23 protein-coding genes are annotated in these 25,252 nt (G+C 53.4%); 18 read left to right on the top strand and 5 right to left on the bottom strand.

Going from position 1 to position 25,252, the window contains the following annotated elements; genetic code table 11:
* Positions 1–8: 8 nt before the first annotated feature.
* Complete coding sequence (locus FFS57_RS04360; protein WP_137936539.1) at positions 9–782, bottom strand: exodeoxyribonuclease III; 774 nt, start codon at positions 780–782, stop codon at positions 9–11.
* A gap of 105 nt (positions 783–887) precedes the next feature.
* Here FFS57_RS04360 and pyrE point away from each other — a divergent pair, with 105 nt between their 5' ends.
* From pyrE to FFS57_RS04410, 10 genes are all read left to right on the top strand, one after another.
* The gene (gene pyrE, locus FFS57_RS04365; protein ID WP_137936540.1) at positions 888–1,529 is read left to right on the top strand and encodes an orotate phosphoribosyltransferase; all 642 of its coding nucleotides are present in this window, start codon (positions 888–890) and stop codon (positions 1,527–1,529) included.
* Entirely contained in the window at positions 1,529–2,131 is a 603-nt protein-coding gene (locus FFS57_RS04370; protein ID WP_137936541.1) for a DUF4124 domain-containing protein, read from the top strand. The genes pyrE and FFS57_RS04370 overlap by 1 nt, the downstream gene beginning before the upstream one ends.
* 54 nt (positions 2,132–2,185) lie before the next feature.
* A complete protein-coding gene (locus tag FFS57_RS04375; RefSeq protein WP_137936542.1) occupies positions 2,186–2,752 on the top strand; it encodes a lysophospholipid acyltransferase family protein in 567 nt (188 codons plus the stop codon).
* A 298-nt stretch (positions 2,753–3,050) separates the two neighbouring features.
* The gene (locus FFS57_RS04380) at positions 3,051–3,938 is read left to right on the top strand and encodes an RNA ligase family protein (RefSeq protein WP_137936543.1); all 888 of its coding nucleotides are present in this window, start codon (positions 3,051–3,053) and stop codon (positions 3,936–3,938) included.
* 17 nt (positions 3,939–3,955) lie between these two features.
* Entirely contained in the window at positions 3,956–5,155 is a 1,200-nt protein-coding gene (locus FFS57_RS04385; RefSeq protein WP_249383881.1) for an AAA family ATPase, read from the top strand.
* 402 nt (positions 5,156–5,557) lie between these two features.
* Complete coding sequence (locus FFS57_RS04390) at positions 5,558–6,328, top strand: alpha/beta fold hydrolase (RefSeq protein WP_137936545.1); 771 nt, start codon at positions 5,558–5,560, stop codon at positions 6,326–6,328.
* Positions 6,329–7,015: 687 nt separating this feature from the next.
* Positions 7,016–7,231, top strand: coding sequence for a DUF4287 domain-containing protein (locus tag FFS57_RS04395; RefSeq protein WP_137936546.1), 216 nt, complete (start codon positions 7,016–7,018; stop codon positions 7,229–7,231).
* Between the two features lie 67 nt (positions 7,232–7,298).
* Complete coding sequence (locus FFS57_RS04400) at positions 7,299–7,949, top strand: dihydrofolate reductase family protein (RefSeq protein WP_137936547.1); 651 nt, start codon at positions 7,299–7,301, stop codon at positions 7,947–7,949.
* A gap of 107 nt (positions 7,950–8,056) precedes the next feature.
* Positions 8,057–8,503 (top strand): SRPBCC family protein, encoded by a 447-nt coding sequence (locus tag FFS57_RS04405; protein WP_137936548.1) that lies wholly within the window; start codon positions 8,057–8,059, stop codon positions 8,501–8,503.
* A gap of 279 nt (positions 8,504–8,782) precedes the next feature.
* A complete protein-coding gene (locus tag FFS57_RS04410) occupies positions 8,783–9,499 on the top strand; it encodes a DUF6683 family protein (protein WP_137936549.1) in 717 nt (238 codons plus the stop codon).
* Positions 9,500–9,607: 108 nt separating this feature from the next.
* Here the strand turns inward: FFS57_RS04410 and FFS57_RS04415 are convergent, their stop codons facing one another.
* Positions 9,608–10,942: an aminotransferase-like domain-containing protein gene (locus tag FFS57_RS04415; RefSeq protein ID WP_137936550.1), complete on the bottom strand. Its 1,335-nt coding sequence runs from the start codon at positions 10,940–10,942 to the stop codon at positions 9,608–9,610.
* A gap of 91 nt (positions 10,943–11,033) precedes the next feature.
* On the opposite strand from FFS57_RS04415, the gene FFS57_RS04420 reads away from it, so the two are divergent.
* The 5 genes from FFS57_RS04420 to FFS57_RS04440 all read left to right on the top strand — a co-directional run bounded on the left by FFS57_RS04420 (position 11,034) and on the right by FFS57_RS04440 (position 15,190).
* Positions 11,034–11,651, top strand: coding sequence for a DJ-1/PfpI family protein (locus FFS57_RS04420; RefSeq protein ID WP_137936551.1), 618 nt, complete (start codon positions 11,034–11,036; stop codon positions 11,649–11,651).
* 339 nt (positions 11,652–11,990) lie between these two features.
* Positions 11,991–12,533 carry an iron transporter gene (locus FFS57_RS04425; protein WP_137936552.1) on the top strand — a complete coding sequence of 181 codons (543 nt, stop codon included), beginning with the start codon at positions 11,991–11,993 and terminating at the stop codon, positions 12,531–12,533.
* Between the two features lie 18 nt (positions 12,534–12,551).
* On the top strand, positions 12,552–12,884 hold the full coding sequence (locus FFS57_RS04430) for a cupredoxin domain-containing protein (RefSeq protein WP_137936553.1): 333 nt from the start codon (positions 12,552–12,554) through the stop codon (positions 12,882–12,884).
* Positions 12,885–12,904: 20 nt separating this feature from the next.
* The gene (locus tag FFS57_RS04435) at positions 12,905–13,708 is read left to right on the top strand and encodes an FTR1 family iron permease (RefSeq protein ID WP_137936554.1); all 804 of its coding nucleotides are present in this window, start codon (positions 12,905–12,907) and stop codon (positions 13,706–13,708) included.
* Between the two features lie 90 nt (positions 13,709–13,798).
* Positions 13,799–15,190 (top strand): 4Fe-4S binding protein, encoded by a 1,392-nt coding sequence (locus FFS57_RS04440; protein ID WP_137936555.1) that lies wholly within the window; start codon positions 13,799–13,801, stop codon positions 15,188–15,190.
* A gap of 16 nt (positions 15,191–15,206) precedes the next feature.
* Here the strand turns inward: FFS57_RS04440 and FFS57_RS04445 are convergent, their stop codons facing one another.
* A complete protein-coding gene (locus FFS57_RS04445; RefSeq protein ID WP_137936556.1) occupies positions 15,207–16,361 on the bottom strand; it encodes an efflux RND transporter periplasmic adaptor subunit in 1,155 nt (384 codons plus the stop codon).
* A gap of 223 nt (positions 16,362–16,584) precedes the next feature.
* Here FFS57_RS04445 and FFS57_RS04450 point away from each other — a divergent pair, with 223 nt between their 5' ends.
* Positions 16,585–18,354: an ABC transporter transmembrane domain-containing protein gene (locus FFS57_RS04450; RefSeq protein ID WP_137936557.1), complete on the top strand. Its 1,770-nt coding sequence runs from the start codon at positions 16,585–16,587 to the stop codon at positions 18,352–18,354.
* Between the two features lie 299 nt (positions 18,355–18,653).
* Positions 18,654–18,884, top strand: coding sequence for a hypothetical protein (locus tag FFS57_RS04455; RefSeq protein WP_137936558.1), 231 nt, complete (start codon positions 18,654–18,656; stop codon positions 18,882–18,884).
* Positions 18,885–18,904: 20 nt separating this feature from the next.
* Here the strand turns inward: FFS57_RS04455 and rarD are convergent, their stop codons facing one another.
* Positions 18,905–19,801 carry an EamA family transporter RarD gene (rarD, locus tag FFS57_RS04460; protein WP_137936584.1) on the bottom strand — a complete coding sequence of 299 codons (897 nt, stop codon included), beginning with the start codon at positions 19,799–19,801 and terminating at the stop codon, positions 18,905–18,907.
* Between the two features lie 190 nt (positions 19,802–19,991).
* Here rarD and FFS57_RS04465 point away from each other — a divergent pair, with 190 nt between their 5' ends.
* On the top strand, positions 19,992–20,954 hold the full coding sequence (locus FFS57_RS04465; RefSeq protein WP_137936559.1) for a hypothetical protein: 963 nt from the start codon (positions 19,992–19,994) through the stop codon (positions 20,952–20,954).
* A 1,071-nt stretch (positions 20,955–22,025) separates the two neighbouring features.
* On the opposite strand, the gene pulA is transcribed toward FFS57_RS04465, so the two are convergent.
* On the bottom strand, positions 22,026–25,121 hold the full coding sequence (pulA, locus tag FFS57_RS04470; protein WP_171013607.1) for a pullulanase-type alpha-1,6-glucosidase: 3,096 nt from the start codon (positions 25,119–25,121) through the stop codon (positions 22,026–22,028).
* Positions 25,122–25,252 lie beyond the last annotated feature (131 nt).

Here is a 25,252-nt window from a genome sequence, read left to right on the forward strand (position 1 = left end):
TGCCTATGTCAGAACGGATAGTCGTAATCGACGATCAGCGGCGCATGATCGGAGAACTTTACCTCCTTGTAGATGGAACCTGACTTTGCCTTTGTCGCCAGCGCCTTGGTAGCAATCTGGTAATCGATGCGCCAGCCCACATCCTTGGCATAGGCTTGGCCACGGTTTGACCACCAAGTATAACCTGGCGCCTCAGGATATAATGTGCGCCACACATCTACCCAGCCCAGTTCGTCGAATACCTGTGTGATCCATGCTCGTTCTTCCGGCAGAAAGCCTGAGTTCTTCAGATTACCCTTCCAGTTCTTCAGATCGATTTCTTTGTGGGCAATATTCCAGTCACCGCACAAGACTATGTCCCGTCCCTGCACAATCAGCTCCTGCAAGTGAGGATAGAAACGCTCCATAAAACTAAATTTGATCTGCTGGCGCTCTTCCGAGCTTGAGCCGGATGGCAGGTACAGTGAAATCACCGTCAAGTTGCCAAAGTCCGCACGCAGGTAACGGCCTTCCACATCAATATCGACAATACCCAGGCCCTCAATCACTTGATCCGGCTCACGTCGTGCATAGATACCCACCCCGCTATAGCCTTTCTTCTCGGCACAGTGGAAAAAACCTTTCATACCGTGTGGCTGCTGCATCAATTCAGTCAGGTCGGCATCTTGCGCCTTCAATTCCTGCAAGCAAATGACATCGGCAGCCAGAGCAGGCAGCCAGTCGAAAAATCCCTTATTGGCAGCGGAACGGATACCATTCAAATTAGCGGAAACGATACGCATCGATCATCCTGCATTCATGTGAAAAGGCGAGTGTAAAGCATGTATGGTCGATTGCGCGCCCTATGCTATGCTATTTCATAGAATACTAATTATCAGAGTCTTGCCATGAGCGATTTTCGTACCGATTTCATCCAGTTCGCCATCGAACAACAGGTGTTGCTATTTGGCGAATACAAAACCAAAGCGGGTCGGCTATCTCCTTATTTCTTCAATGCTGGTTTGTTTCATGACGGTTTGTCGCTGGCCAGATTGACGCGGTTCTATGCTGATGCCATCCGGGCTTCCGAAGTTCAGTTCGATGTGCTGTTTGGACCAGCCTATAAAGGCATCTCTCTCGCAGCAGGTACCGCCATTGCATTGGCGGATCGTGGCCAGAATGTTCCATTTGCCTATAATCGAAAAGAGGCAAAGGATCACGGTGAAGGCGGCACATTGGTTGGCGCCCCATTGAAAGGTAATGTCTTGATCATTGATGATGTGATTTCGGCCGGTACCTCGGTGCGTGAATCCGTCAACATGATCGAAGATGCAGGCGCCAAACCTGCCGGTGTGGTGATTGCACTGGATCGCATGGAGCGCGGCAAAGGCCAGTTGTCTGCAGTACAAGAGGTTGAATTGGAGTATGGCATTCCAGTCATCAGTATTGCCTCGCTGGATGATCTGGTCGGCTTCCTGGAAACCCAGCCCGCCATGAAAAGCCACCTTGACGCGGTAGCCCGCTACCGTGCGGAATACGGAGTCCATTGATGCGTCAGTTTCTCGTTGCCGGTTTGATATCGGCGCTGCTCGTGCCCACCGTTACGGCCGGCACCACCTATAAATGGGTGGATGAGAAGGGTAAAGTACACTATAGCGACAAGCCCCCACTACCACAGGAAGCCAAAACGGCCCCATCAGAATTGAACCGTGGTGGTGTCGTAGTCAAAAACCCCGAAGTCCTGAAAGCCGAGCAGGAAGCCAAAGCCGCTCAACGCAGCGAGGAACAGAAACTGCTTGAACAACGACGCCGTGACAATGCGCTATTGAAAACCTATACCAAGCCCGAAGAGGTTGACTTGGTACGTGACCGTGCGCTTGAAGGGATCGATGCCGAAATCAAGTCCTCCCAGCTGCGTCGCAAAACGGTCGAACAGCATATTGTCGAGGCCAACAAGCAGATTGGCCGGTTGGAGAAGCTGAAGCGCCCAGTGCCACAAGATATTCTGGACGATATCAAACGTGATCAGTCTGAACTGACCCGAATCGACGCACTGATCAAAGCGCGTGAACAGGACAAGGTTGAGGTCAAGCAAAAAGCGGAAGGCGATAAACGTCGGTTGATTGAACTTCAGGCGGCTACCAAGCGGTAACAACCTGACAGTATTACACAGGCCGCATTGTCGGCCTGTTTTTCATTCGAAGCCATGCGCACAATTTTAGATACCCCAGTGCTGGGCACCGCTTTTGGCGCAATGGCCAGGACGATCTTGAAGCTGACCGGTTGGCACCTGGAAGGCCAGGTGCCCGTCACGCCCAAATATGTACTGATCGTCGCTCCACATACCAGCAATTGGGATTTTGTCGTCGGCTTGCTGTTTGTGATGGCCTTTCGCATCCAGGTGCGATGGATGGGTAAGCACACATTATTCCGTTTTCCGTTTGGCGGCTTGATGCGATGGCTGGGGGGCATTCCAGTCAACCGCAGCCAACCTGGGCAATTGGTACGACGCACGGTCCATGCGTTCAGTGAACACGACCACTTTGCCATTGCCCTGGCACCTGAAGGTACTCGCAAGCATGTTGCGCAGTGGAAAACTGGTTTCTACTGGATCGCCCATCAAGCCAAGGTGCCGATTGTACCCGCCTATATTGATTTCCCTCGCAAGACGGCCGGTATCTCTCCCCCCTTTGAGCCCACAGGCAATGTTGATGTTGACCTGCCGAAATTGCAGGCGGTCTATGCCAATGTGCATGGCAAACGTGCCCGCTGATTTTTAGCTGCCATCATTCATGTCGTTGACATGGTCTGTGCAAGCTGATTAAACTGCCCAGCCTGTTTTCAACTGAAATATCTCTCAAAGGAGACCCAAAGTGCCCCGTATCGTCGCCATCCCCCATTGATAGCCGACGACACCTGCATTGCAGAGTCGTATGGCGCGCTCGCGCATCTCTGTCATGCAGTGGACACTTTGAACATTCAAGCTCCATTTCACGCATCCGCATTCGAACCAGCCCGCGCGGGCGCGCCGTTGTCGTCGGCTCCGAATTTATTCAACTCGGAGCAAGACCATGAAACCCAATTCTCTTGAAATCATCAACCTTGAGCTATTGAAATACCCCCGCACCACCCATCTGGAAGGCTCGCGCCTGCAGGCCGGTGACGAAGGCGACAACCAACTGCCTTATACCAGTCTGGCCGGTCGCTATATCGTGGTAGAGGAAAAACTAGATGGCGGTAACGCCGGACTGAGCTTCTCCGCCGGCGGCGAATTGCTGCTGCAAAGTCGGGGACATTATTTGACTGGAGGAGGCCGGGAACGCCAGTTCAATCTGTACAAGCAATGGGCAGTGGCCCATGAGCACCGACTGATCAATGTACTGGATGACCGCTATGTGATGTTTGGTGAGTGGATGCACAAAAAGCACGCCATGTTCTACAACACGTTGCCGCATTACTTTCTGGAATTCGATATCTGGGACCGGGCGAAGCAGTGCTTCCTGTCCACACCCGCGCGCCAGCAGTTGCTGTATGGCTTACCAGTACTGGCGGTACCTGTACTCTATGCTGGTATTGCACCGCACAAGTTGTCTGACCTGATCGCGTTGTTGCAGCCATCCTTGGCTCGACACACAGGCTGGCAGCAGGTATTCGAACAGCAAGTACAACGAGAACGACTTGAACTGGCCAAAGCGTGGCAGCAGACAGATCGTTCTGAACTGGCCGAAGGCCTGTACATCAAAGTGGAAGAAGCTGGTCAGACGGTTGCCCGTTACAAATGGGTACGGCCGGATTTTGTTCAGGCGATTCTGGAATCTGCTGTGCACCATGCAGAACAACCCTTCATCGCCAACCAGCTGGCCACAGGAGTGGATCTGTTTGCCCCCAGCCTGACCCACGCTTGGCCCACCACCAGCCAGGTTACGATACCTGTCAAACCAGCCGGGAGGACATCATGAGTCACGATTTGTCCGCCATGTTGACCGATGCGCACTTGGCCAGTCTGAAAACACCGCAACGATTGATCTGTGCACCCTATTCCATACTGCAACAGTTGGTACCAACCGGCGTCAGCTCGCCAGACTGGCCTCAGCTGCTGGAAGTCATTCCGCCACTGAAGCGGCTGGCGACGACGCCGCAAGACCCGCGTTACCACGCGGAAGGGAACGTATGGACGCATACGCAAATGGTACTGGAAGCCTTGTTGGCTCATGCCGAATATCAATCGACCACGCCGGAACGGCAATTTGTATTGTTCTATGCCGCCCTGCTACATGATGTCGCCAAACCGGCCACCACCACTGTGGACCGGCTCACCGGTGCCATTGGTCAGCCAGGCCACTCCAGCCGTGGTGCAGTCGATACCCGCATCCTGCTCTGGCGCAGCGGAGTACCCTTTGCGTTGCGGGAAGCCATCTGCCGATTGATTGCCGTGCACCAGATTCCGTTTTACGCACTAAAGGGAAGCCGCAGCGGACACTCGCCGGAGTTTCTGGTGCGCAAGTTATCCCACGAATTGATGATCAGCGAACTGGCTTTACTGGCTGAAGCCGACATGCGTGGCCGCATCTGCACGGATCAAGCGGAGACGCTGGTCAATATCGAACTGTTCCGGGAACTGGCCCGTGAGGAACAATGCTACGACCAACCACGTGCCTTTGCCGATGTCTGGACACGTCAACGTTACTTCAACGGTGGCGACGTACACCCCGATTATGTGTACCACCGTGATGCGGGTTCACAAGTTATCGTGCTGTGTGGCCTGCCGGCTTCCGGCAAGGATAGTTGGGTACGCAAGTATTACCCGGATTTGCCAGTCGTCAGCTTCGATGACGCGCGTACCTCGCTGGGTCTCAAGCACGGAGAAAACGACGGCCAGGCCGCACATTGGGCTACCGATCTGGCCAAAACACACCTGCGGACACAACGACCCTTTGTCTGGAACGCCACACACCTGTCCCGGCAAATGCGTGCCAAGACGCTGGATTTGCTGTTTGCCTATGGGGCGACCGTCAAGGTGGTGTATCTGGAACAACCACCGGCCGTGCTGTTCGAGCGCAATCGCAAACGCGATACCAGCTTGTCCAACGCTGGGATTGAACGGATGCTGTACCGCTGGGAAGTCGTGCTGCCGACCGAGGCGCATGAGGTGCGGTACGATGTAAGCAGCATGTAACCACGGGCAATGAAGTTGGCTGTGGAGCCGCGGCCATCGCCGATCACCAACGTAATCGTGCCGGGCCGTCACGTAGGCACGACCAACACCCCTGCGAGCAATTGTTGGGGGCTGTCGCTATTTGATGGGTTCAACCTAGAAACGGTAGTTGGACATCCTCGAAACGACGCACGGCAGCTTCATTGGCCAAGCGCGCAAGCGGTCAACTGCCGTTTCTAGGTTGAACCAAAAAGACTGGCCAGGTACAGAGAAAGATACCCAGGTCGCTCAAGTATTCGAATACATTTTCGAAGAGACAACACTTCTGGCGTGATTACCGTGGTTTGGAAATGAGATAGTGCAGACCGACTGCACCGCATCACTGCCAGCATGGGATATCCATTCATTTAGAGGCTAAACAGCATGTACCGTTTCCCACCCAAACAGACGTTGACAGCCAATGGTGAAGTCATCGAATACGTAGTAGCTGGCACAGGAGTCGCCACCGTGGTGTTAGTCAACGGCGCAGGTGGGCCAATTGAGGGTTGGCACAAGGTGTTTGGGGACATCGCCGGATTTGCCAGGATATTCGCCTATAACCGGCCCGGTATTGGCGGCAGTGCAAAACCGCAGCTTCCGCAAACCGGCCTGCAAATGGTCGACACGTTACGAGCGACTCTGCAGGCGGCACGTCTGCCTCCGCCATACCTTCTGGTGGGTCATTCGCTAGGCGGGTTGATCGTGAATCTTTTTGCCCGATTACACCCGGAAGAGATCGCCGCTGTAGTACTGATCGAAGCCACAGCACCCGATGACGTTGCCGACCTTGCCCTGCACGAGCATGCGATTCAGCGATGGGTCCGTACGCTGCTAAACAGAATTGCGCCTATTGACCCTCATGCGGAAACCCAGCAGGTACAAACGACCGTATCAGCCTTGGCACACGCACCATCCTTTCCTGCCATCCCGCTGATTGTGCTAACCGGTGGTAAACCTGCCATGGCTTGGGCGACCACCAATGATGCACTCGCAGCCCGAACGAAACATCAGCAGTCCTTGGTCAAACTATCACCACAAGGCAAACAGTGGATGGCCATGCGGAGTGGTCACTTCCCCCAGTTCACCGAAGCGGGGCTGGTGGTTGCCGCCATCAGGGATGCAACTTTAGCTGCGTCCGCATCGGACATGGATTGAAGTACTGGTGATCACACGTGATAATCACCCACTCCACCTGTGCAATGACAACCTAAGCGGGCTCCCATATCCTGAACACCCATGAGGCGCCCAACCTGCATGATTGTATTCAGGCGCTGGAACAGCACTGCGAGGCGACGTTTGACAAACCGCCTGGTCACGCGCCACCGCGATCACCCAATCGAACAAGACCCAATATGCACCGCTTGCCTATTCCCTGCTTGTCAGGCCGTTCCGATATGGAAAACACTGACACTCTCTGCGAGATGGTTGTGCAATTTCACATGTAAATGGATTTTTATGTGTTGGCGTAATGATTAAATCAATGTTCTGGTGTCAGTTTCCTATTACGACCATGTACAAATAATCTATCGAACCTGATGAAATATTACATTCAAATATTCACAATAAATTATATTTAATTTATTCAGGTTGACTCATCATTCATTAATCGCCATGATTGACATCAAAAAAACAAAATCGTGACCGATTGATACCCATATTGTTACAGTGCATTCAATACAATATTTACTACGGCATTCCAGTCAATGCTTTTGAGTTTGCAGCACAGGACAGATAGGCTACCCCATGCCACCTCCTTGCAGTACTTGATCGCTGGCTGACATGGAAATATAAGACCGGCTGCCGCATTTTTATCACCCAAACAAGATATTCAGGACTAAATTGATGACAACATTAGAAAAAATCAAAGGACCAGCCTCATACTTTCCTTCCATAGAAAAGAAGTATGGAAAGCCGATAGACCACTGGCTTGGCCTGATAAATCAATTTAAAGACATAAAACACATGGAAATGGTGAATTGGTTGAAAACCGAACATAACATGGGTCATGGTCACGCCAACGCCATCGTTGCACATTATTTCGCCACTGCGAAAAAATAACGGCGAAGCAACAGCAATTGATTCGGCCTATTTGTGAGGCCCGTATCTCGACAATCAAGGAGACAGCATGTCCCGGCTTCGTGTTGAGAGTTTCACCGTTTCACTCGATGGCTACGGTGCAGGGCCAGATCAAAGTATCGATAACCCGCTGGGTATAGGAGGAACTGCCCTCCACCAATGGGCCTTCACGACTCAGACATTTCAGCAGCGCGTGCTCGGCAGTGAAGGTGGAACAACTGGTATCGACAATGATTTCGCCATCCGCGGGTTTCACAATATTGGTGCCTGGATACTAGGTCGCAATATGTTCGGCCCCATCCGCGGGCCATGGCTGGACGATGACTGGCGTGGCTGGTGGGGCGACAATCCACCGTATCATGTGCCAGTCTTTGTGTTGACACACTATCCACGCGCGCCCATTACCATGGATGGCGGTACCATATTCTATTTTGTGACCGATGGTATCCATGCCGCACTGGAGCAAGCCAAACAGGCTGCAAACGGCTTGGATGTACGCCTTGGCGGCGGTATCGCTACCATTCAGCAGTATCTGCGTGCACGCTTGGTTGACGAAATGCACCTCGCCATTGCACCTGTACTGCTTGGCCGTGGGGAAAACCTATTTGGCGACATTGACATACCATCGCTTGGGTATCGGTGTATTGAACACGTTGCCACACCACATACCACGCATATCCTCATTGGTAGAGCCCTGTAGCAATCTGTCACCCAGCGGGCTGTTTCATCAAATCTGTTGAATCGCTGGTTCATCATCAAGCCAGTAGCACAGTCAGCGACTATGACACATGAAAAGGAGAAGAAATCATGGCTTCAACCACCATTCGGCTTCATCGTGTACTTCGCGCCCCGCCAGAGCGCGTCTATCGTGCCTTCCTTGATGCCGAAGCAATGGTCAAATGGCTGCCACCCAACGGCTTTACTGGCAAGATCCATCATCTGGATGCCAAAGTAGGCGGCACTTACAAGATGTCATTTACCAACTTCACTACTGGTCAATGTCACTCTTTCGGCGGCACTTATCTTGAATTGGTTCCTGGTGAACTCATCCGCTATTCCGATCAATTCGACGACCCTAATTTACCCGGCCAGATGCACGCGATGATTTCCTTGAAAAAGGTGTCTTGCGGCACCGAACTGAGCATCGTGCAGGAAGGGGTTCCCGACATCATCCCGGCGGAATCGTGTTACGTTGGCTGGCAGGAATCGCTCACACTGCTTGCCAAGCTGGTCGAGGCTGAAATTCACGAGTAAAAGTTAGACCTAGGCACTGTTGGCCTCAGCGACAACCCAGTGAATAGACAAGGCCAGGCAGACATGACCACGACCCATTGCCCTGTTTGCCCTGACATCGCCTCAACAGTACCTAGCGCAACCAATCAATATGCATTAAGAGCCGCTAACAAAAACCAGCGAAGTGGTTCTGGTTAGGCGTGCAAATGAAGGCAGTACGAGAGTACGACAAGTTTGCACAACAACCACAGAAGGGTTTTGTTAGCGGCTCTAAGCAACCACCAACCCGGGGAGTCCACGATGAAGCTGACTGTCAGTCGACGCAACGTGCAGATAGCAGGTATCTCACTGTTAGTCTCCGCTTTACCCGCTCACGCCTATGACATCCCGCCCCCGCCACCGGCAATGTATCAGGGTCTGATCCTGCCGCTGTTCCCGAACGGTAATACTATTCCGTTTTCAGGGCAGTCAGGCTCAAGCGAAAGGCGCAGTAAGAGTAGTGTTGACAACATCACCCGCGCCAATGGCAAAACACAGGCGGAAGCCAATGCACGTGAGTTGGCCATGGCGTTACCCGTTTCGCAGCGTGAGCAGATGAAACAAGTCTACCTTCAAGCCTTCGACAGCTATCGACAACTTGAACGAAAGCTGGGGCTACCCGCCAACGATGTTGCCGGTGCGACTGCAGCCTTCATCGCGGGTAACTACATGGCATTTCGCAATGTGGAAGTACCCGACGCGAGTTTTCACCAAATGGTCACGCAGTTGCGTGGCGCACTCACGCAAAGCCAGGGTTATATCAACCTGTCCGCTACAAACAAGCGCCAACTCTACGAGCAATCTGCCATGGTGGGCACGTTCATGGCCGTGGCACGCTTGTCGTTACAGCAAAAACCCAATCCGACCTTGGAACAGAACTTTCGCGAAACTGCGCGAACCAATCTTGAAGCTGCATTGAAAGTGCCAGCAGAACATGTCCGCATTGATGAGAAAGGACTACATCTGGGTCAAAATTGACGGTAAAGGTGACACCTATCACTTTTTTAAATCCGGATTTGGCCGGGATACCGTTATTCGCCCGCATTCCCAGCTGACAAGCTTTGTAACCCGTCATGGTACATCGGCTCAGTACGCATAGTCGCCAACGACTTGTCTGACTTTGTGAAGGGCCATCCGCAACACCTCCTGCGGTACGGAGCCCAGCGCCAAGCGAATCGCATGGGGAACGTGGTCAGATATGGCAAATGGCTCTGCCGTGGAAACAGCAACATTTGCGCGAAGCAGTGCTGCAACAACCTGATCCGCACGTACCTCGTCAGGTAGTGGAAGCCACAGAAAATAAGATGATGGATGGCCAACATACTGCAACCCGTTGAGGACATCTCTGGCCATGGATTGCCTGGTGGCGGCATCCCGGCGTTTCTCTGACTCAAGCCTGGTTACCGTACCATCATCCAGCCAGCCACAGACGATCGAAGTCATCAGAGTTGGGGTGTTCCAAGTGGTTACCCGGATTGTTCGTTCAACAAGCGGCACCCATTGCACTGGTACCGCAACAAACCCTACACGCAACCCAGTCGCCACGCTTTTGGAAAAACCAGACACGTACACGGTTAGCTCTGGCGCCAACGCAGTCAGTGGCGGCGGCGGATTGTCTGCAAGAAATGCATACGCTGCGTCCTCGATGATCAGCAGCTCGTTTCGTCGGGCAATTGCAACCAGCCGCTCACGCTGCGACATGCTCATCACCCATCCAATTGGATTGTGCAACGTAGGCATGGTGTAGATCGCCCGCACTCGCCGACGACGGCACAATTTTCCCAGCGCATCCAGATCAGGCCCTTGATCTGTGATCGGGATAGCGGCCAGCTCAAGTCGCTGAGCCTCGGCCAGCACCTTGAAACCTGAATAGGTCAGCGCATCCGCCGCCACGACATCGCCAGGCCTCAACAGCGACATCACGCTTGCAGCCAACCCATGCTGAGCACCACTCACGATTAGCACCTGTTCTGCTTCAAAGGATATCCCCTTGCCACCAAGGTAACGTGCAATAGCGGCACGCTCATGCAGACGCCCAGCGTGAGGCTGATAACGCAGCAGCACCTCCAGATCACCAGTAGCGGCAAGCTGACGCAGTGCAATCCTCAGCAACTCTGTCTGTTCCGGCAGTGCAGGATAATTGAAGTTAAGGTCCACCACGCCCGCCGCCGTTGCTTGCTGATCAATACCATGGCCAGGCGGGATCGCCGTCTCCCGGACAAATGTTCCCCTACCAATTTCTCCACTGATCAACCCCATCGATTCCAGCTCTGCATAAACCCTTGATGCAGTCACCAAGGCAATGCCTTCCTTGGTGGCAAGCTGTCGGTGCGTAGGCAGGCGAGTGCCCGGAGCTAGAACACCTGTACGGATATCGGCAGCCAATCTATCAACCAGTTGTTTATATCGGGCGCGCGCCATACAGCAATGTATCCATGACAATAATTTGATTGTACTGATTTTCAACCATAGGATGTGTCATCGCAACCGCAATTGAATATGGAGGTAGCCCATGCACATCACAATCCTGACCTTTGATGGTTTCAATGAACTCGACTCGCTCATCGCGTTCAGCATCCTGAACCGCATCAAACAGCCAGACTGGCACGTATCGATCGCCAGCCCCACCGCCCATGTCCAGTCAATGAATGGGGTAGTACTGGAACGCCAGGTTTCTCTAAGCGACGCATGTTCCGCAGACGCTGTCATCATCGGCAGCGGAATGAAAACGCGCGATGTCGTAGCAGATGCCGCATTGATGGCACAACTGCGGCTTGATCCGTCACGCCAATTGCTTGCTGCACAATGTTCCGGCACATTGGTGTTAGCTAAACTGGGCCTACTGGAGGGTGTGCCAGCCTGTACCGATCTGACGACGAAGCCTTGGGTGCAGGAAGCCGGCATTGACGTACTCAACCAGCCATTCTTCGCCAAGGGTAATGTCGCGACTGCTGGTGGCTGCTTGGCGTCGATCTATCTCGCCACCTGGATGATTGCTCGCCTGGCAGGCATGGAGACCGCACAAAGTGCTCTGCATTACGTCGCCCCTGTTGGTGAAAAAGAAGCCTATGTCGCGCGTGCCATGCAACATGTCTTGCCTTTTCTGCCTGCTGCAGCCGTCACTAACTAAAAAGAAGCACTGGCTTGGAATCGGTTCAAGATCTGTGATGAGCGACCGCCAGCGGGGTGAAGAACCATTTGGGTCAAACACTGGTATTTCATGACTTAACCGCCCCGCGTCATATTTCATCGTCCTGCTCTGATCAACATAATGCCAATACCTTCAATATGTCAGACAAAGGTCATACCTGCGACCGCACATTTTTATCGTACTTTTCGGCCCCGCTATACACCAAACAACCTATACCGTCTCCCCAATCCATAGCCATTCCGGCCAATATTTAATGAGAATGCTTCGCAGTAAAATCCTGACAGATTGATATTGTTATGTCTCTGCAAGGAACCACACATGTCTGGCCTCCGTTTTACGTTCCCACTGCTTGCCGCCGTTTTATTGGTCCCAAACGCCTTTGCACGCGAATACCCAATCGGGAAACCACAACAGAAGTACGGCCTGGAAGTTGCGGCAGTATATCTACAGCCTGTGAAGATGGAGCCGGATGGCATGATGCGAAAGGCCGAAGAGTCGGATATCCACCTGGAAGCCGATATCAAGGCATTGGAGAACAACCCGAACGGGTTTCAGGAAGGCAGCTGGGTACCATATTTGAACATTAAGTATGAAGTGACCAAGGCCGGCAGCAAAGACAAGATTGCGGGGGATTTCATGCCGATGGTGGCCAGCGATGGCCCGCACTATGGCGACAATGTGAAGCTGATGGGGCCAGGCAAGTACAAGTTGAAACTAACTGTGTCCGCACCGGATGCCAACCCGCATAGCCATTTTGGGCGCCACACCGACAAGGAAACTGGTGTGGGGGCATGGTTCAAGCCATTTCAGCTGGAATATGACTTTGCCTATGCCGGCATTGGCAAAAAAGGTGGCTATTAAGCTGACGGACCCGCCAACATGACCCACCCCACCATACTGATTGCTTTGTTGAGCATGTTGGCGCTGCCCATAGTCCAGGCCGAGTCCTTGCTGACGTTCAAGCTGATTGCCCGTAATGGCAAGCTGGAGCCCAGCACGCTGAATGTGCCGGCAGGCCAACGCTTCAAGATCGAAATCGACAACCAGAACACGGGTGCCATCGAGTTCGAGAGCCTGCCGTTACGGCAGGAAAAAGTGTTGGGGCCTGGGGCGAAGTCATTTGTGGTCATCCACCCACTGAAACCGGGCAGTTATAAGTATTTTGACGATTACCACCAGGCAACCAGTCAGGGGCAGATCGTCGCCAAGTAATACCCATCAAGGACCATCGCATGGGAAATGCACTGTTCATTATCTGGCGTGAATCTGCCGAGGCCATGCTGGTCGTCGGCATTCTGTATGCTTGGTTGAAACGCCAGCCAGATGCTGCGTATGGCATGCGCTACCTGTGGGGTGGGGTCGCTGCGGGTATCGGTCTGGCGCTGATCCTGGCTGGCTTGATGCTGGGAATCATGCGATGGCTACCAGACGATGGCCTGGAATACTTCCAGCTCGGCATGATCAGTGTGGCGGCCATACTGATCGTGCAAATGGTGTGCTGGATGCGGCGTCACGGCCGCACCTTGAAGCGAGATCTGGAACGCAGGCTGCAACGCAATCTGGAATCCGCCAACTGGTGGGGGCTACTGATTGTCGTGGCACTGGCAGTTGGCCGCGAGAGCGCAGAAACCGTCGTGTTCCTGTATGGCGTGGGGTTGGAGCAGCACAGCCTGCTTTATACCCTGCTGATCATGGTGGCGGGAGTCGTCTTGGCAGGTGCCACCTTCTGGTTGCTGCAACGAGGTGGGCGCTGGTTATCATGGCGAGTGTTCTTCACGTTGTCGGAAATTCTGCTGCTGGTACTGGCAGGTGGCTTGCTGGTGAACGCCGTCGAGAAAATGCTGAATCTGGGTTGGCTGCCACCACTGATCGACCCGGTGTGGGATAGCTCGGCCCTGCTGGACGATGGCAGCACCACAGGCAGCTTTATCGCGACATTGACAGGTTATCGTGCCCACCCGGCATTGTTGTTGCTGATCGCGTATGCCACTTATTGGCTAACGATGTGGGGATTGTTACGCCGGACCAATCGTTGACCATCATGATGGTTCAACGTGGCATCGCTGTGCCACAAGCCACTACAAAGTATCTTTGCCTTACCTTCACTCGGCCAGCCGAGGTGACTGATGTCTGATTGTTCGCATATCCAATCTCCTCCTCCCTCCACCTCCATTGCTGTATGGGGCCACTGGATGCGTGACCACGGTAGCGCGATCCGCTGCATTCAATGGGTGGTCGTGGTGGTCTACCTGTTCTTGATCATTGTACCGGTCTGTCTGCCATTACCCGATGATCAGGCGCGGATTCTCAATAACCTCACACTGTTCGCGCAATTTTTGTTCTGGGGGATTTGGTGGCCATTCGTGCTGGTATCAATGTTGTTGATAGGCCGCAGTTGGTGTGGGGTGTTCTGCCCTGAAGGCGCGCTGAGCGAATGGGCCAGCCAGCATGGGCGTGGTGGTGCTATACCGCGTTGGGCCAAATGGAATGGCTGGCCATTTGTAGCCTTTTGTCTCACGACCATTTATGGCCAGCTGGTCAGCGTCTATCAATACCCGAAAGCAGCGCTGCTGGTGCTGGGCGGATCAACACTGGTCGCTATGGCGATTGGTCTGATGTACGGCAAGGGCAAACGAGTCTGGTGTCGACATTTATGCCCCGTCAGCGGCGTATTCAGGCTGTTATCGAGATTGTCACCGGTCTATATGGAAGTCGATCGCAGCCAATGGCAGGCTCACGGCAAGCAGCGGGTCATTCCCATCAACTGCGCACCACTGGTGGATATCCGGCGCATGCAGAGGCCGTCGGATTGCCATCTTTGCGGGCGATGTGCCGGGCACCGCAATGCGGTCGAGCTGGCTTGGCGACATCCCAATGCAGAAATCACATCCCCGCAAACAGAGTCACACAGTGTCTGGGATCTGATCTTGTTAGTGTATGGTTTGCTGGGTGTGGCGATCGGGGCATTTCAGTGGACAGCCAGCCCCTGGTTCATCATGGCCAAGCAAACCATGGCAGAGTGGCTGATCGACCATGACATCTTATGGCCGCTGGATGATAATGCGCCGTGGTGGATACTCACCCACTATCCAGAGCATAACGACACCTTTACCTGGCTGGATGGCGGCATGATCGTGGTTTACATCCTGACCATGGCAGTCGTCTTGGGTAGCTGGGTCATACTGTGGCTGGCGGCAGCGGCCCGCACCCACATTGGCACATGGGGTCATCAGCTGCACCGGATGGCCAATACGTTGATCCCATTGGCTGCCTGTGGCGTATTTCTGGGTTTGTCGGCATTGACCGCCAGTCTGTTGAAGACTGAAGGTCTGCCCATGTTATGGCTGAACCCAACACGCGCAACCTTGCTGGTATTGGCTACCCTTTGGTCCGCCTGGTTACTGTGGCAGCAAGGCAAAGCGCAGGGGCTACTACGTCGTGGTGCTGCCATACTGCTGCTGATGCCCGCGTGGGCTGGCATCATCGGTAGCTGGGTATTGCTGTTCTGGATCTGGTGACACGGCTGGCCGATTTTTATTTTAAGTTGGCAGTGGCTTCGTTCTTTTGAGCTGTGGTGGTCTTGACCTTATCTCCTGGCTTCAGGTTCTGCCCACCTGAAATCACCACTGCTTGACCCACCGCCAGTCCATCGACGATGGCGCGATCCTCATTGATCGATACCAATGTCAACGGTACGGCCTTTACGGTTTGATCTGGTTGCAGCACATAGGCAAAGCGATGTTCCGGCCCGGTCTGCACACCGGTAACCGGGATGATCAAAGCATCAGCGCGCTTACCCAACGACAATTTCACTTTGGCATAAGCACCTGGCCAAAGCTGGGTATCTCGATTATCGAATTCAGCTTTGGCGCGAATGGTGCCGCTACGCGTATCGACAATATTGTCGATAAACACCAGTTTACCCATTGCAACTGGCTTATCCTGCCCCGATAAATAGGCCTCCACTGGCAATGTACCATGTACTTGTGCAGCCCTGACTGACGACAGGCCACTTTCCGGTAGGGTAAAGCTGATAGTCACGGGTGTCATCTGTACCAGCGTCACCATCGCAGTGGCCATGCCCGGTTGCACAACCGTCCCTGGGAAGGCACCAACACTGCCAGCCCGGCCAGGAATCGCAGCACGAATCGTTTTGCGATCCAGTTCAATCTGAGCAGATTCAATTGCTGCCCGGTCAGCCGTAATTGCGGCGCGCAGGCCATCTACCGTACTTTGCGCCGTATCCACCGCACTGGGTGATAAAAAACCGTCACGCGACAAGGATCGATTGCGCTCCAGCGTGCGGTCAGCATCCGCCAGTTGGGCTTGATCGCGTGCCAGCTGGGCTTTGGCACGGTTAAGCGCAGCGCGCTCAGCATCATCTTCCAACAGAAACAGCACATCACCGGCCCCAACATTCTGGCCTTCCTTAACCAGTACCTTCTTCACCACGCCAGCCGTTTGTGGCTTGATATCGACACTTTGCAATGGTGTCACTGTGCCGGTTGCTTCTAATTGTAATGGTATATCCGCCTGCTGGGCCAAGGCGACGATCACTGTGGCATCCACCTTGCCACCACGCTGACCTTTACCTGGGGCATCGGCTTGCTGGCCGCTCTGACGAAACGCCATGGCGCTGGCAAAACCGATGACCAACAAGGCAATAATAAGTAGGGTTCTTGTTTTCATGACTGCTCGACACAATATACGCGGGTAATGAATTGCTCAGATTCGACTGATCACAGGCACATCAACATCCCACATTCAGCGGGGCTGCATCAGGCTTGTGCATGTAGGTTGAACATTGTGAGTGAACAACCTCTATTTTGTTCGCACGTATTCGCGGATCGTGATCTTATTTGCAATTTTTTACCAATCCGCCACCACACCATTTCCCAGCAAGGATACTGCCATGACCGCCACACCGCCTGCTCAGGGCAAGTTTACGCCGTTGTTGGGCCTGCTGCCGTTTCTCAAGCCCTATGCAATTCGCTGGATATGGGCAGCCCTGGCACTGGTGGTGGCTGCGGGTGCCACGCTCAGTTTACCGGTGGCATTCAAGTATTTGATTGATCTCGGCTTTGCTGCAGCCAACCGCGGCCATATCGATCGCTATTTCCTGGCCTTGTTTCTGGTATCGGTGGTACTGGCGGGCGCCACCGCGTTGCGCTTCTATTTTGTGTCCTGGTTGGGCGAACGGGTAACGGCCGATGTACGAAGGGCGGTCTATGACCATGTGTTGGACATGAGTCCGCAGTTTTTTGAAACCACGCAAACTGGCGAGGTGTTATCCAGGCTGACCGCAGATACCACGCTGATTCAGACTGTCGTCGGGACCAGTCTGTCGATGGGTTTACGCAACCTGCTGTTGCTGATCGGCGGGTTGGTCATGCTGACCGTTACCAGCCCGGTGCTGTCTGCTTACATTCTGATCACGCTGTTGGTGGTCATTCTGCCCATTCTGATTTTTGGCCGGCGCGTCAGGCGTTTATCGAAAGACAGTCAGGACCGTATTGCCGATGCCAGCGCACTGGCTGGCGAAATCCTCAATGCTATGCCAACAGTACAAGCCTTCACCCAGGAACCCAACGAACGAACCCGCTTTGGCCAGTCGGTCGAGACAGCCTTCAATACGGCCTTGACCAGAGTGAAGGCCCGGGCCTGGCTGACGGTAGTGGTAATCGTGCTAGTGTTTGCGGCCATTGTGTTTGTACTTTGGCTGGGTGCCCAATCGGTGCTGGCTGGCCAGATGACAGCGGGCGAATTGTCACAATTCATCCTGTATGCCGTGGTAACCGCTGGCGCCATCGGCGCCATTGCAGAAGTATGGGGTGACCTGCAGCGGGCGGCAGGCGCGACAGAGCGGCTATTGCAGTTGCTGGCCGTTGTACCGCCCGTGCAACAGCCAGCACAGCCTCAAGCATTGCCTGCACAAGGTGATGGTCTGATATTCGATCATATTGGCTTTGCCTACCCCTCCCGCCCCAACACACCCGCCTTGCAGCAATTTTCGCTACACATCCGGCCTGGTGAGCACGTAGCACTCGTAGGCCCATCCGGTGCAGGTAAAACCACCTTGTTCCAACTACTGTTGCGATTCTATGACCCACAGCAAGGTGAAATCCGCGTCAATGGCATACCCAACCAATCCCTTGCACTTGCCGATCTACGCCAGCATATCGGTATTGTCTTGCAGGACACGGTCATCTTTGCTGGCAGTGTATTTGACAATATCCGCTATGGCCGCGCCGATGCAACATTGGAAGAAGTGCAACGTGCAGCAGAGCTGGCTGCAGCTGCCGAGTTCATTGAAGCACTGCCAGAGGGTTACCACAGCTTTCTAGGGGAACGTGGCGTTCGACTATCGGGTGGACAACGCCAGCGTATTGCCATTGCACGCGCCATCTTGAAAAACCCACCAGTATTGTTGCTGGACGAAGCCACCAGCGCACTGGATGCCGCCAGTGAGCGCCAGGTACAGCAAGCACTCGACAATGCAGCCAGGGAGCGCACTACGTTGGTGATCGCCCATCGACTGGCCACCGTACAACAGGCTGATCGCATTGTGGTGATGGATGCGGGTCGAATTGTTGCGGAAGGTACCCATCAGTCATTACTGAAAGACTCTCCGCTGTATGCGGAGCTGGCTGCACTACAGTTTGCCGACGCCAAAGGGGGATAACTACCCAGCTGTATTTGACGGTAATTCATTCAAAAATCAGCAACATATACCGAGCTCGCACCTACCGTTGCACTAATACTGAAAAATGGCTAGACAATACACTGGACAGCCATATATCAGCGATTGATAATACTAACCTTGTCAGTATTACCATACCTTACTGGCAGGTTTCACAGCCTACACAATCAAACATTCTGAACAATTGCCCCTGATAGCCTGCTTCATCGGCCCAATTGGTGGGCGGTATCCAGGATAGCGCCAAACAAGATTGCACAAGTCGGCACAAATCACATACGCAGATGAAAATCAACGATTCCGCTGTTTACAACAGCGAAGGCCTATCCGGTATTGAAGTTAGCAAAATCGGAGCCGCCAGTTGGCGAATTACCTACCGCGGTCGTGAAGCTAAGGTAGAAGCGGTCCGCTTCAACAACAGTCGGCCGGAGGAGTTTTTGGTCTATCGAACTGGCCGTGCTGTTTCCGTGGCTCGCACCTTTCACACGGCTGTCATCATTGCTGCTTCAACCTAGGTTCCGTTGATTTGGTCTGATCAGGTGGTGGGAGCGCTCAACTTGCGATTGCGCCAGATACCCTCTCCGCTGAAAATCAATAACGCCAGCCAGATCAGCCCAAAACCCAGCAATCGGTCCCGATTGAACGGTTCGTGATACACAAATACACCGATCAGAAACTGCAAGGTTGGCGCGATGTACTGCATCACGCCCATCGTGGTCAATGTCAGACGCCGAGCACCCGCACCAAACAATAATAGCGGCACCGCTGTCACTACCCCAGCTCCTACCAACATCGCGTTGGTGAAACCATCCACATGGCCAAAACTGGCGTGACCCTGCCATTCCTGCCAAAGCAGAAAGCCCAATGCAGGTCCGCCAATCAGCATGGTTTCCAATGACAAACCTTCCAGCGAACCCAGTGACGCCGTCTTGCGCAACAGGCCGTACACACCAAATGAAACAGCCAGCACCAGTGCAATCCATGGCAGCTTACCCAATGCAACCGTTAACCACACTACCCCCAGTGTGGCTAGGCCGACAGCCAGTTTTTGCAAAGATCGAAGCCGTTCTTTCAGCACCAGCCCACCCAACAACACACTGACCAGTGGGTTGATGAAATAGCCAAGGCTGGTTTCCACCACATGGCCTGCGTTGACTGCCCAAATATAGACAAACCAGTTCAACGACAACAAGAGCGACGACACTGCAAACCCGCCAAGCACCCGTGGATTACGTATGGCGGCGCCGAACCAAACCCAATGCTGTTTGATAGTGAGAATACCGGCCAGCAGCAACAACGACCAAGCGACACGATGCGCCAGTATCTCCAGCGCAGGCACATGTTGAATCGGCTTCCAGTAAAGCGGGAACAGGCCCCAGCAGAAATAGGCACCAAAGGCATACAGCAAACCAAGACGAGACTGTTGTGGCACGACAGAATGACCAAGCACGGCCGGAAAAGATCAAGAGAGTGTCATTCTATCCACGATTCCAACACAGGTTCAGATACAGTTTCGGCACCAATGCATGATTACACTGATCAATATCAGGATATAACAGCAGTTGCCGCGATGATGCAGATCGATGGCACACTATGCGTCCAACACAACAGAGAAGCCAAAAATGGACGGAAAAAACGAGAATCAGGCAGCCAGCGAGATTGAGCGACTGGTTGGTCGCCTGGCAAGAGACGGGCAGGAGTTTCTACGGGAACGGTTCAGGCAAATCCGCAAGGCGGCGCGCCCAGATGAACGGGACATGTTGCACTTCAAGGTTTTGTGTCGATCCGAGGTAATCCAGCGAGCATCGCAATTCACGTTCAGCCGTTGGTGTAGTGGCAAGGCCGAGCTGGAGGCTGACGATGCCGAACGATTACTACAGTACTTGGTCAACGAAGGGTTTTGGGATGAGGTGCGCGACCAACTCGCCATTGCGCGCGTACCTGATCAATATTTCTGGAGCCTGGTCCATGAGCTGGAGTCGGTACGTACCACGCGTCAAAAGCTGCGGGATGCAACACCCGGCATCTACCAAATGTGGAGGCCATCGGTAGTATGGCCAGGGCGATACGTGCTGGGCATGTTGCTGATCTATTTCAACAGCAAAACCGGCGCCATGCGCACCCTGGAAGTCCATCGTATGAACGGAAGCCAGGCAGAACAGACCGGCTTGGTAGCCACGCCAGAAGTAACCGAGGTGCTACGAGGCTATCTGGTGAAAAAATCAAGCCAATTGATCATACAGAGCTTTGAACGGGAGACGCGCGCCTTTCAGATCACCGTCTTCGCCAGCATGTTGCAACAGGATCGCCAGATCAAAGCCATGAGTGGCCTGTGCCTGGGTCTGGTTGGCCAGCGTGGGCTTTTCTGTCGCCCAGTCGTGCTGGTACGGCAGGGTGGCCTGAGCAAAGCCTGGCAAGCAGTGCTGGATACCCAACTGGATGAAGACGGCTGGCCGAGACATGGCTTCTTCGACACCCTGTCGAAAGAACCGCTCTATCAAGCCATGAATATTGTGGCAGAACAGGACGTCCCGCCCTTCGTGCGCTTGCGTCTGGATGAAAGCGCCGGCTTAACCCGCAACTGACCTACCCTTCGATGCAACTGCTGCAATTGTAGGTGACCACAATTGCAGCAGTTGCAATACAGCCCACCGATCACGACAAATCACGCATCTCGCGCCATCTGTTGTTGCAAGCCATTTGATGCGAACCTTAAACCATCTCATTTCACCACGACATGGAAGGATTGATCATGATTGGGCAGTTACGATGGCAACACTACTGGATAATATTTTTTCGAATACGCACCACCAACGTCGTCACAGCAAGATCTCAGGAACGTGCAAGCTGTAACAGCAGGCAAGCACATCAAATCAGAAACAATCAGGAAGATCGCTCAAGAGAAAGTCAGGCAAGGCGATGGTTATAGTAGACAACTCATCCGGCCCGCGAAATACGCAGCCACCAAAACGAAAGCCCACGCAGCCAAACTGCCTGGGCTTTTTACTTGGTACAGGTATGCGATTTCACTCGCCTGATCATACCGCATAGCCAATATGTTGCCCCACACATAGTGGATCACTCATACCCCGGCCGGTTGGTTGCAATCAGTGACTTCGGCTTGCCATAGGCTGCATATAGGCTTCAGATGCGGCATAAAGTGCCATCCCCATCATCCCCAACCCCATCATTACCACCAGCGCTGTTATCAGCCAATTGCGCATTTTGCGCGACCGCCGACTGCTAGTGCGGCGATAGGATGTGGAGCTGCGCCGGCCAACGTTCATTGCATGATTTCCTGCGTCCATGTTGATCGTTACCATTGGTAAGTAGTCAATAACATCAGACAATTCTGATAGCTGCATATCCATAGATATGACTATTCACATCAGAAATTCTTGTATATCACTGTTTAACGAAGCATGCAACGTAAATCCATTTGATATTAATGTTAATTCACTTCCAACCCAACCCCCAACACATCCGTCATTGAAAATATATTTTCCGTGTTTATTCCTAAATTCAGATATAAGAGAGATGTAAAAGCAATGCATGGTGCTCATTGCACTTAATCAGACACACAAAAAAACCGCCCCGAAGGGCGGCATGAGGATTGGATCAAACAGATCTACTACAGATCGGGCTCAACTGGCTGTTCAATGCTCGACAAACACAGCAACGGTACGAGCCGGTATGGAGAAACTTCCGGCAACGTTGTTGTACGTGGCCATTTTGACCACTGGATCACTACCTGAAACCTGTATGGGGTGCAGTGCCAGGTTTTTTCCCTTCAACGCATCGACAGCTACGGTCTGGCTCACCTTGTCTGGGTTGATCGCGGTCACGATCCGTTTAAAGTTGGCACCCGCATAGCCATTGCCATCCAATTGCGCGACGATCACACCTGGTACCTGCGCTGGCCCAACGTTGTAGAAACTCAGGCGATGCTTTACGTCATCCCCTGTACGCAAACGGAACAAGGTACTGCTCTGACGGATCGCCATGAAATCCCGGAATACATCACGTGCCGACAATATCTCTGCAGACCCCATCTGTAACAATGGGTTAGTCAGGATAGGCTTGATCAAACCCCAGTTTTCCTGGTTCTTTTCTGCGACAGGCAAGCCAATTGCAAAGTTATTCCCTGTGTAGGTCCAATCCAGGCGATTGAACCAGTCGCCCGAATTGTAACTATCGCGATCCATCGCTTTGGAACGCAGAATTTCCTGGCCTGCATGGTAGAACGGAATACCTTGTGACAAGGTGACAATCGCCGAACCAAGGATTTGCGAACGCACCCGGTCCACCTTACTGGTGCCTTGTGGCAATTTGAAGGCATTGATGTCAAACAAAGTTTGATTATCATGCGCTTCAACGTAGTTGATCGTTTCCTGTGGATCACTGGTATACCCGGCCTTCAGATCGAAGTAGCTCAGTTCCTGTCCACGTTTACTGTTGCCATCCTTATCAGTCAGTACATAATCCTTCAGCGTACCAGCCAAGCCCAAACGCACCAGATCAGCTTGGTGTAGCAATGCCTCTTTGCCCTCAGTACTCTTACCGTTACCATCCAGATAGATACCGTTGGCGTAACCTTGACTCCTCAATAGCGATTCACCGGAATCACAGCAACCGCCGCCTCGCACGGCGTCACGCAGGCGATCATTGAATGATCCGATACCCGTACCCGCCATATTGTCCTGCCGGGCTTGCTTGAAACGCTGGTCATTGGCCACTTCGCCAAAATTCCAGGCCTCACCGTAGTAATACAACTCGCGACCGGCTGCCATATTGGTATCCGCCTTCAACTGATTGATCACCTCCAGCGGATGGTGACCCATGATGTCGAAGCGGAAGCCGTCGATCTGGTATTCCTTGGCCCACAACTTGGTGGAATCAATCATCAACTTGGCCATCATCACGTTCTCGGCCGCAGTGTTTGAGCAACAGGTGGAATTGAAGATACTGCCCTGATTGTCCAGCCGGTAGTAATAGCCCGGTATGATCTTGTCCAATACCGACTTGTCGCCCTGACCAGCCTCAGCAGTGTGGTTGTAGACCACATCCATGACTACCCGCAGCCCTTGGTCATGCAATGCTTTCACCATCTGACGGAATTCACGGACACGTACCTTGGCATCGCTCGCATCCGTGGCATAGCTTCCCTCCGGTGCATTGTAATGATGGGGGTCATAGCCCCAATTAAAACAATCCTTGCCCTTATTGGCTTGCACCGCCGCCTGCTGCAGATCAGAATCCGCCGGCGCATTCGGTACAATTGTCTCAGCGCAGCCGGTTTCATCGATGGTGGCAATATCAAACACGGGTAACAAATGCACGTGGGTCAGGCCCGATTGCTGCAACAGCTTCAAGTGTTTGACGCCATTGCTGGCCGTATTGGCGAATGCCAGATACTTGCCGCGCAGATTGGCTGGTTGGCTGGTATCACTGGCGGAAAAATCACGCACGTGTAGTTCATACAGCGAGATATCCTCCGGTGCATCCAGTGCGGGGACCGCATGACCATCCCAGCCACTCGGTTTCAGTACGGCAGAGGCCAGGTTGCCGATAAAGCTCTTTTGCCCATTGGCACTGACACTGATCGAGTAGGGATCTGTTACCGTATTGTTGACCACTTTATTGTCGGCATGGCGGCTGAAGACATCGACGGTATAGGTGTAGTAGGCAGCATTCGTCCAGCTGGCATCTTTTGCCTGATACGACCAGACACCTGACGCCGCATCTTCCACCATCTCTACCGTCACGGCGGCCCCGGCTGCAGGATAGACATTGAGCTTGACCGACTTGGCAGTGGGTGCCCATAGTGCAAATGTGGGAACATTCGCACCATCAAACGTCAAACCCAATACCTTATTGCGGGCGGTATTGCCGTAGATCGCATCCAGCACCCCAGCCGTCTGCAGCGATGTCGCCTTGACCACCTTACCGGCTGCGTTGAATTCCGCCACCACGACCTGCCCTTTCAGCCTGCCTTTCAGCACAGCAGGAGAGGCATCGGCCAGCGACATCGACAACGTTGTTGCACTCGCCAGATGGGGGTATTTGCTGCGCAGTGCGTCCGGCAAACCGGCACTTGCCACCTGCAGATTGGCCATACCCTCTGCTCCCGTTACCCCATCCGGGGCGGCACTGATGCCGCCATTGGCCGCGTAGTACAACTTGTAAGTCGAGCCAGCAGCAGGGGCCGAGGGCCAAGCGATCGTGGTGTTGTTCAACCACATGGCACTGGCGTTGGCAAAATTGCCCACACCATATCCGGGCTGCTTGTCATATACCTTACAATCACCGTCCAGCACCCAGACTTCCTGTCCTTTGCTGGCAATATCCGACGCAAACGGCGCCTGTTGATCACTACCACAACTCTTGTTGCCGTTACCATCGATGATCAGGAAGTCCAGTTTGGATTTGCCCAGATCCAGTGGAATATCCACATAAGCGCCAAAAGCATCTGCGCCAGTGAACTTGATGCGATCATGTGGCCAACCGGTTTTCGGATCTTTTGGGCCGCTCCAGGAGTAGACCCCCCAATCCGCGGTATTACCATCATTACGATGGAAGTGGACACGCAGGGTACCAGCACTGATGGGCGCCACCGTCCCAGCCTGGGCCGTGGCATTGGTGCCGCTGTCTCCCCCTCCTCCGCCACCGCCACACCCCGTTACCGCCCATGCCAGTGCCAATGCCGATACCAGCGGACGTGCGCACCCCCATAGACCTTGTTTTGGTACCATGTCATCTCTCCTTCCAAATTGTTTATTGTTGTCACCCTCTACCAGCAGCATGGACGCTTACGGATTCATGCCAGTCGCATGGTATTGTACTTTTGCTCTATTTTTGCAAATTGATAATTTGTGCGATCAAT

This window comes from Chitinivorax sp. B (assembly GCF_005503445.1).
Taxonomy (GTDB): Bacteria; Pseudomonadota; Gammaproteobacteria; order Burkholderiales; family SCOH01; genus Chitinivorax.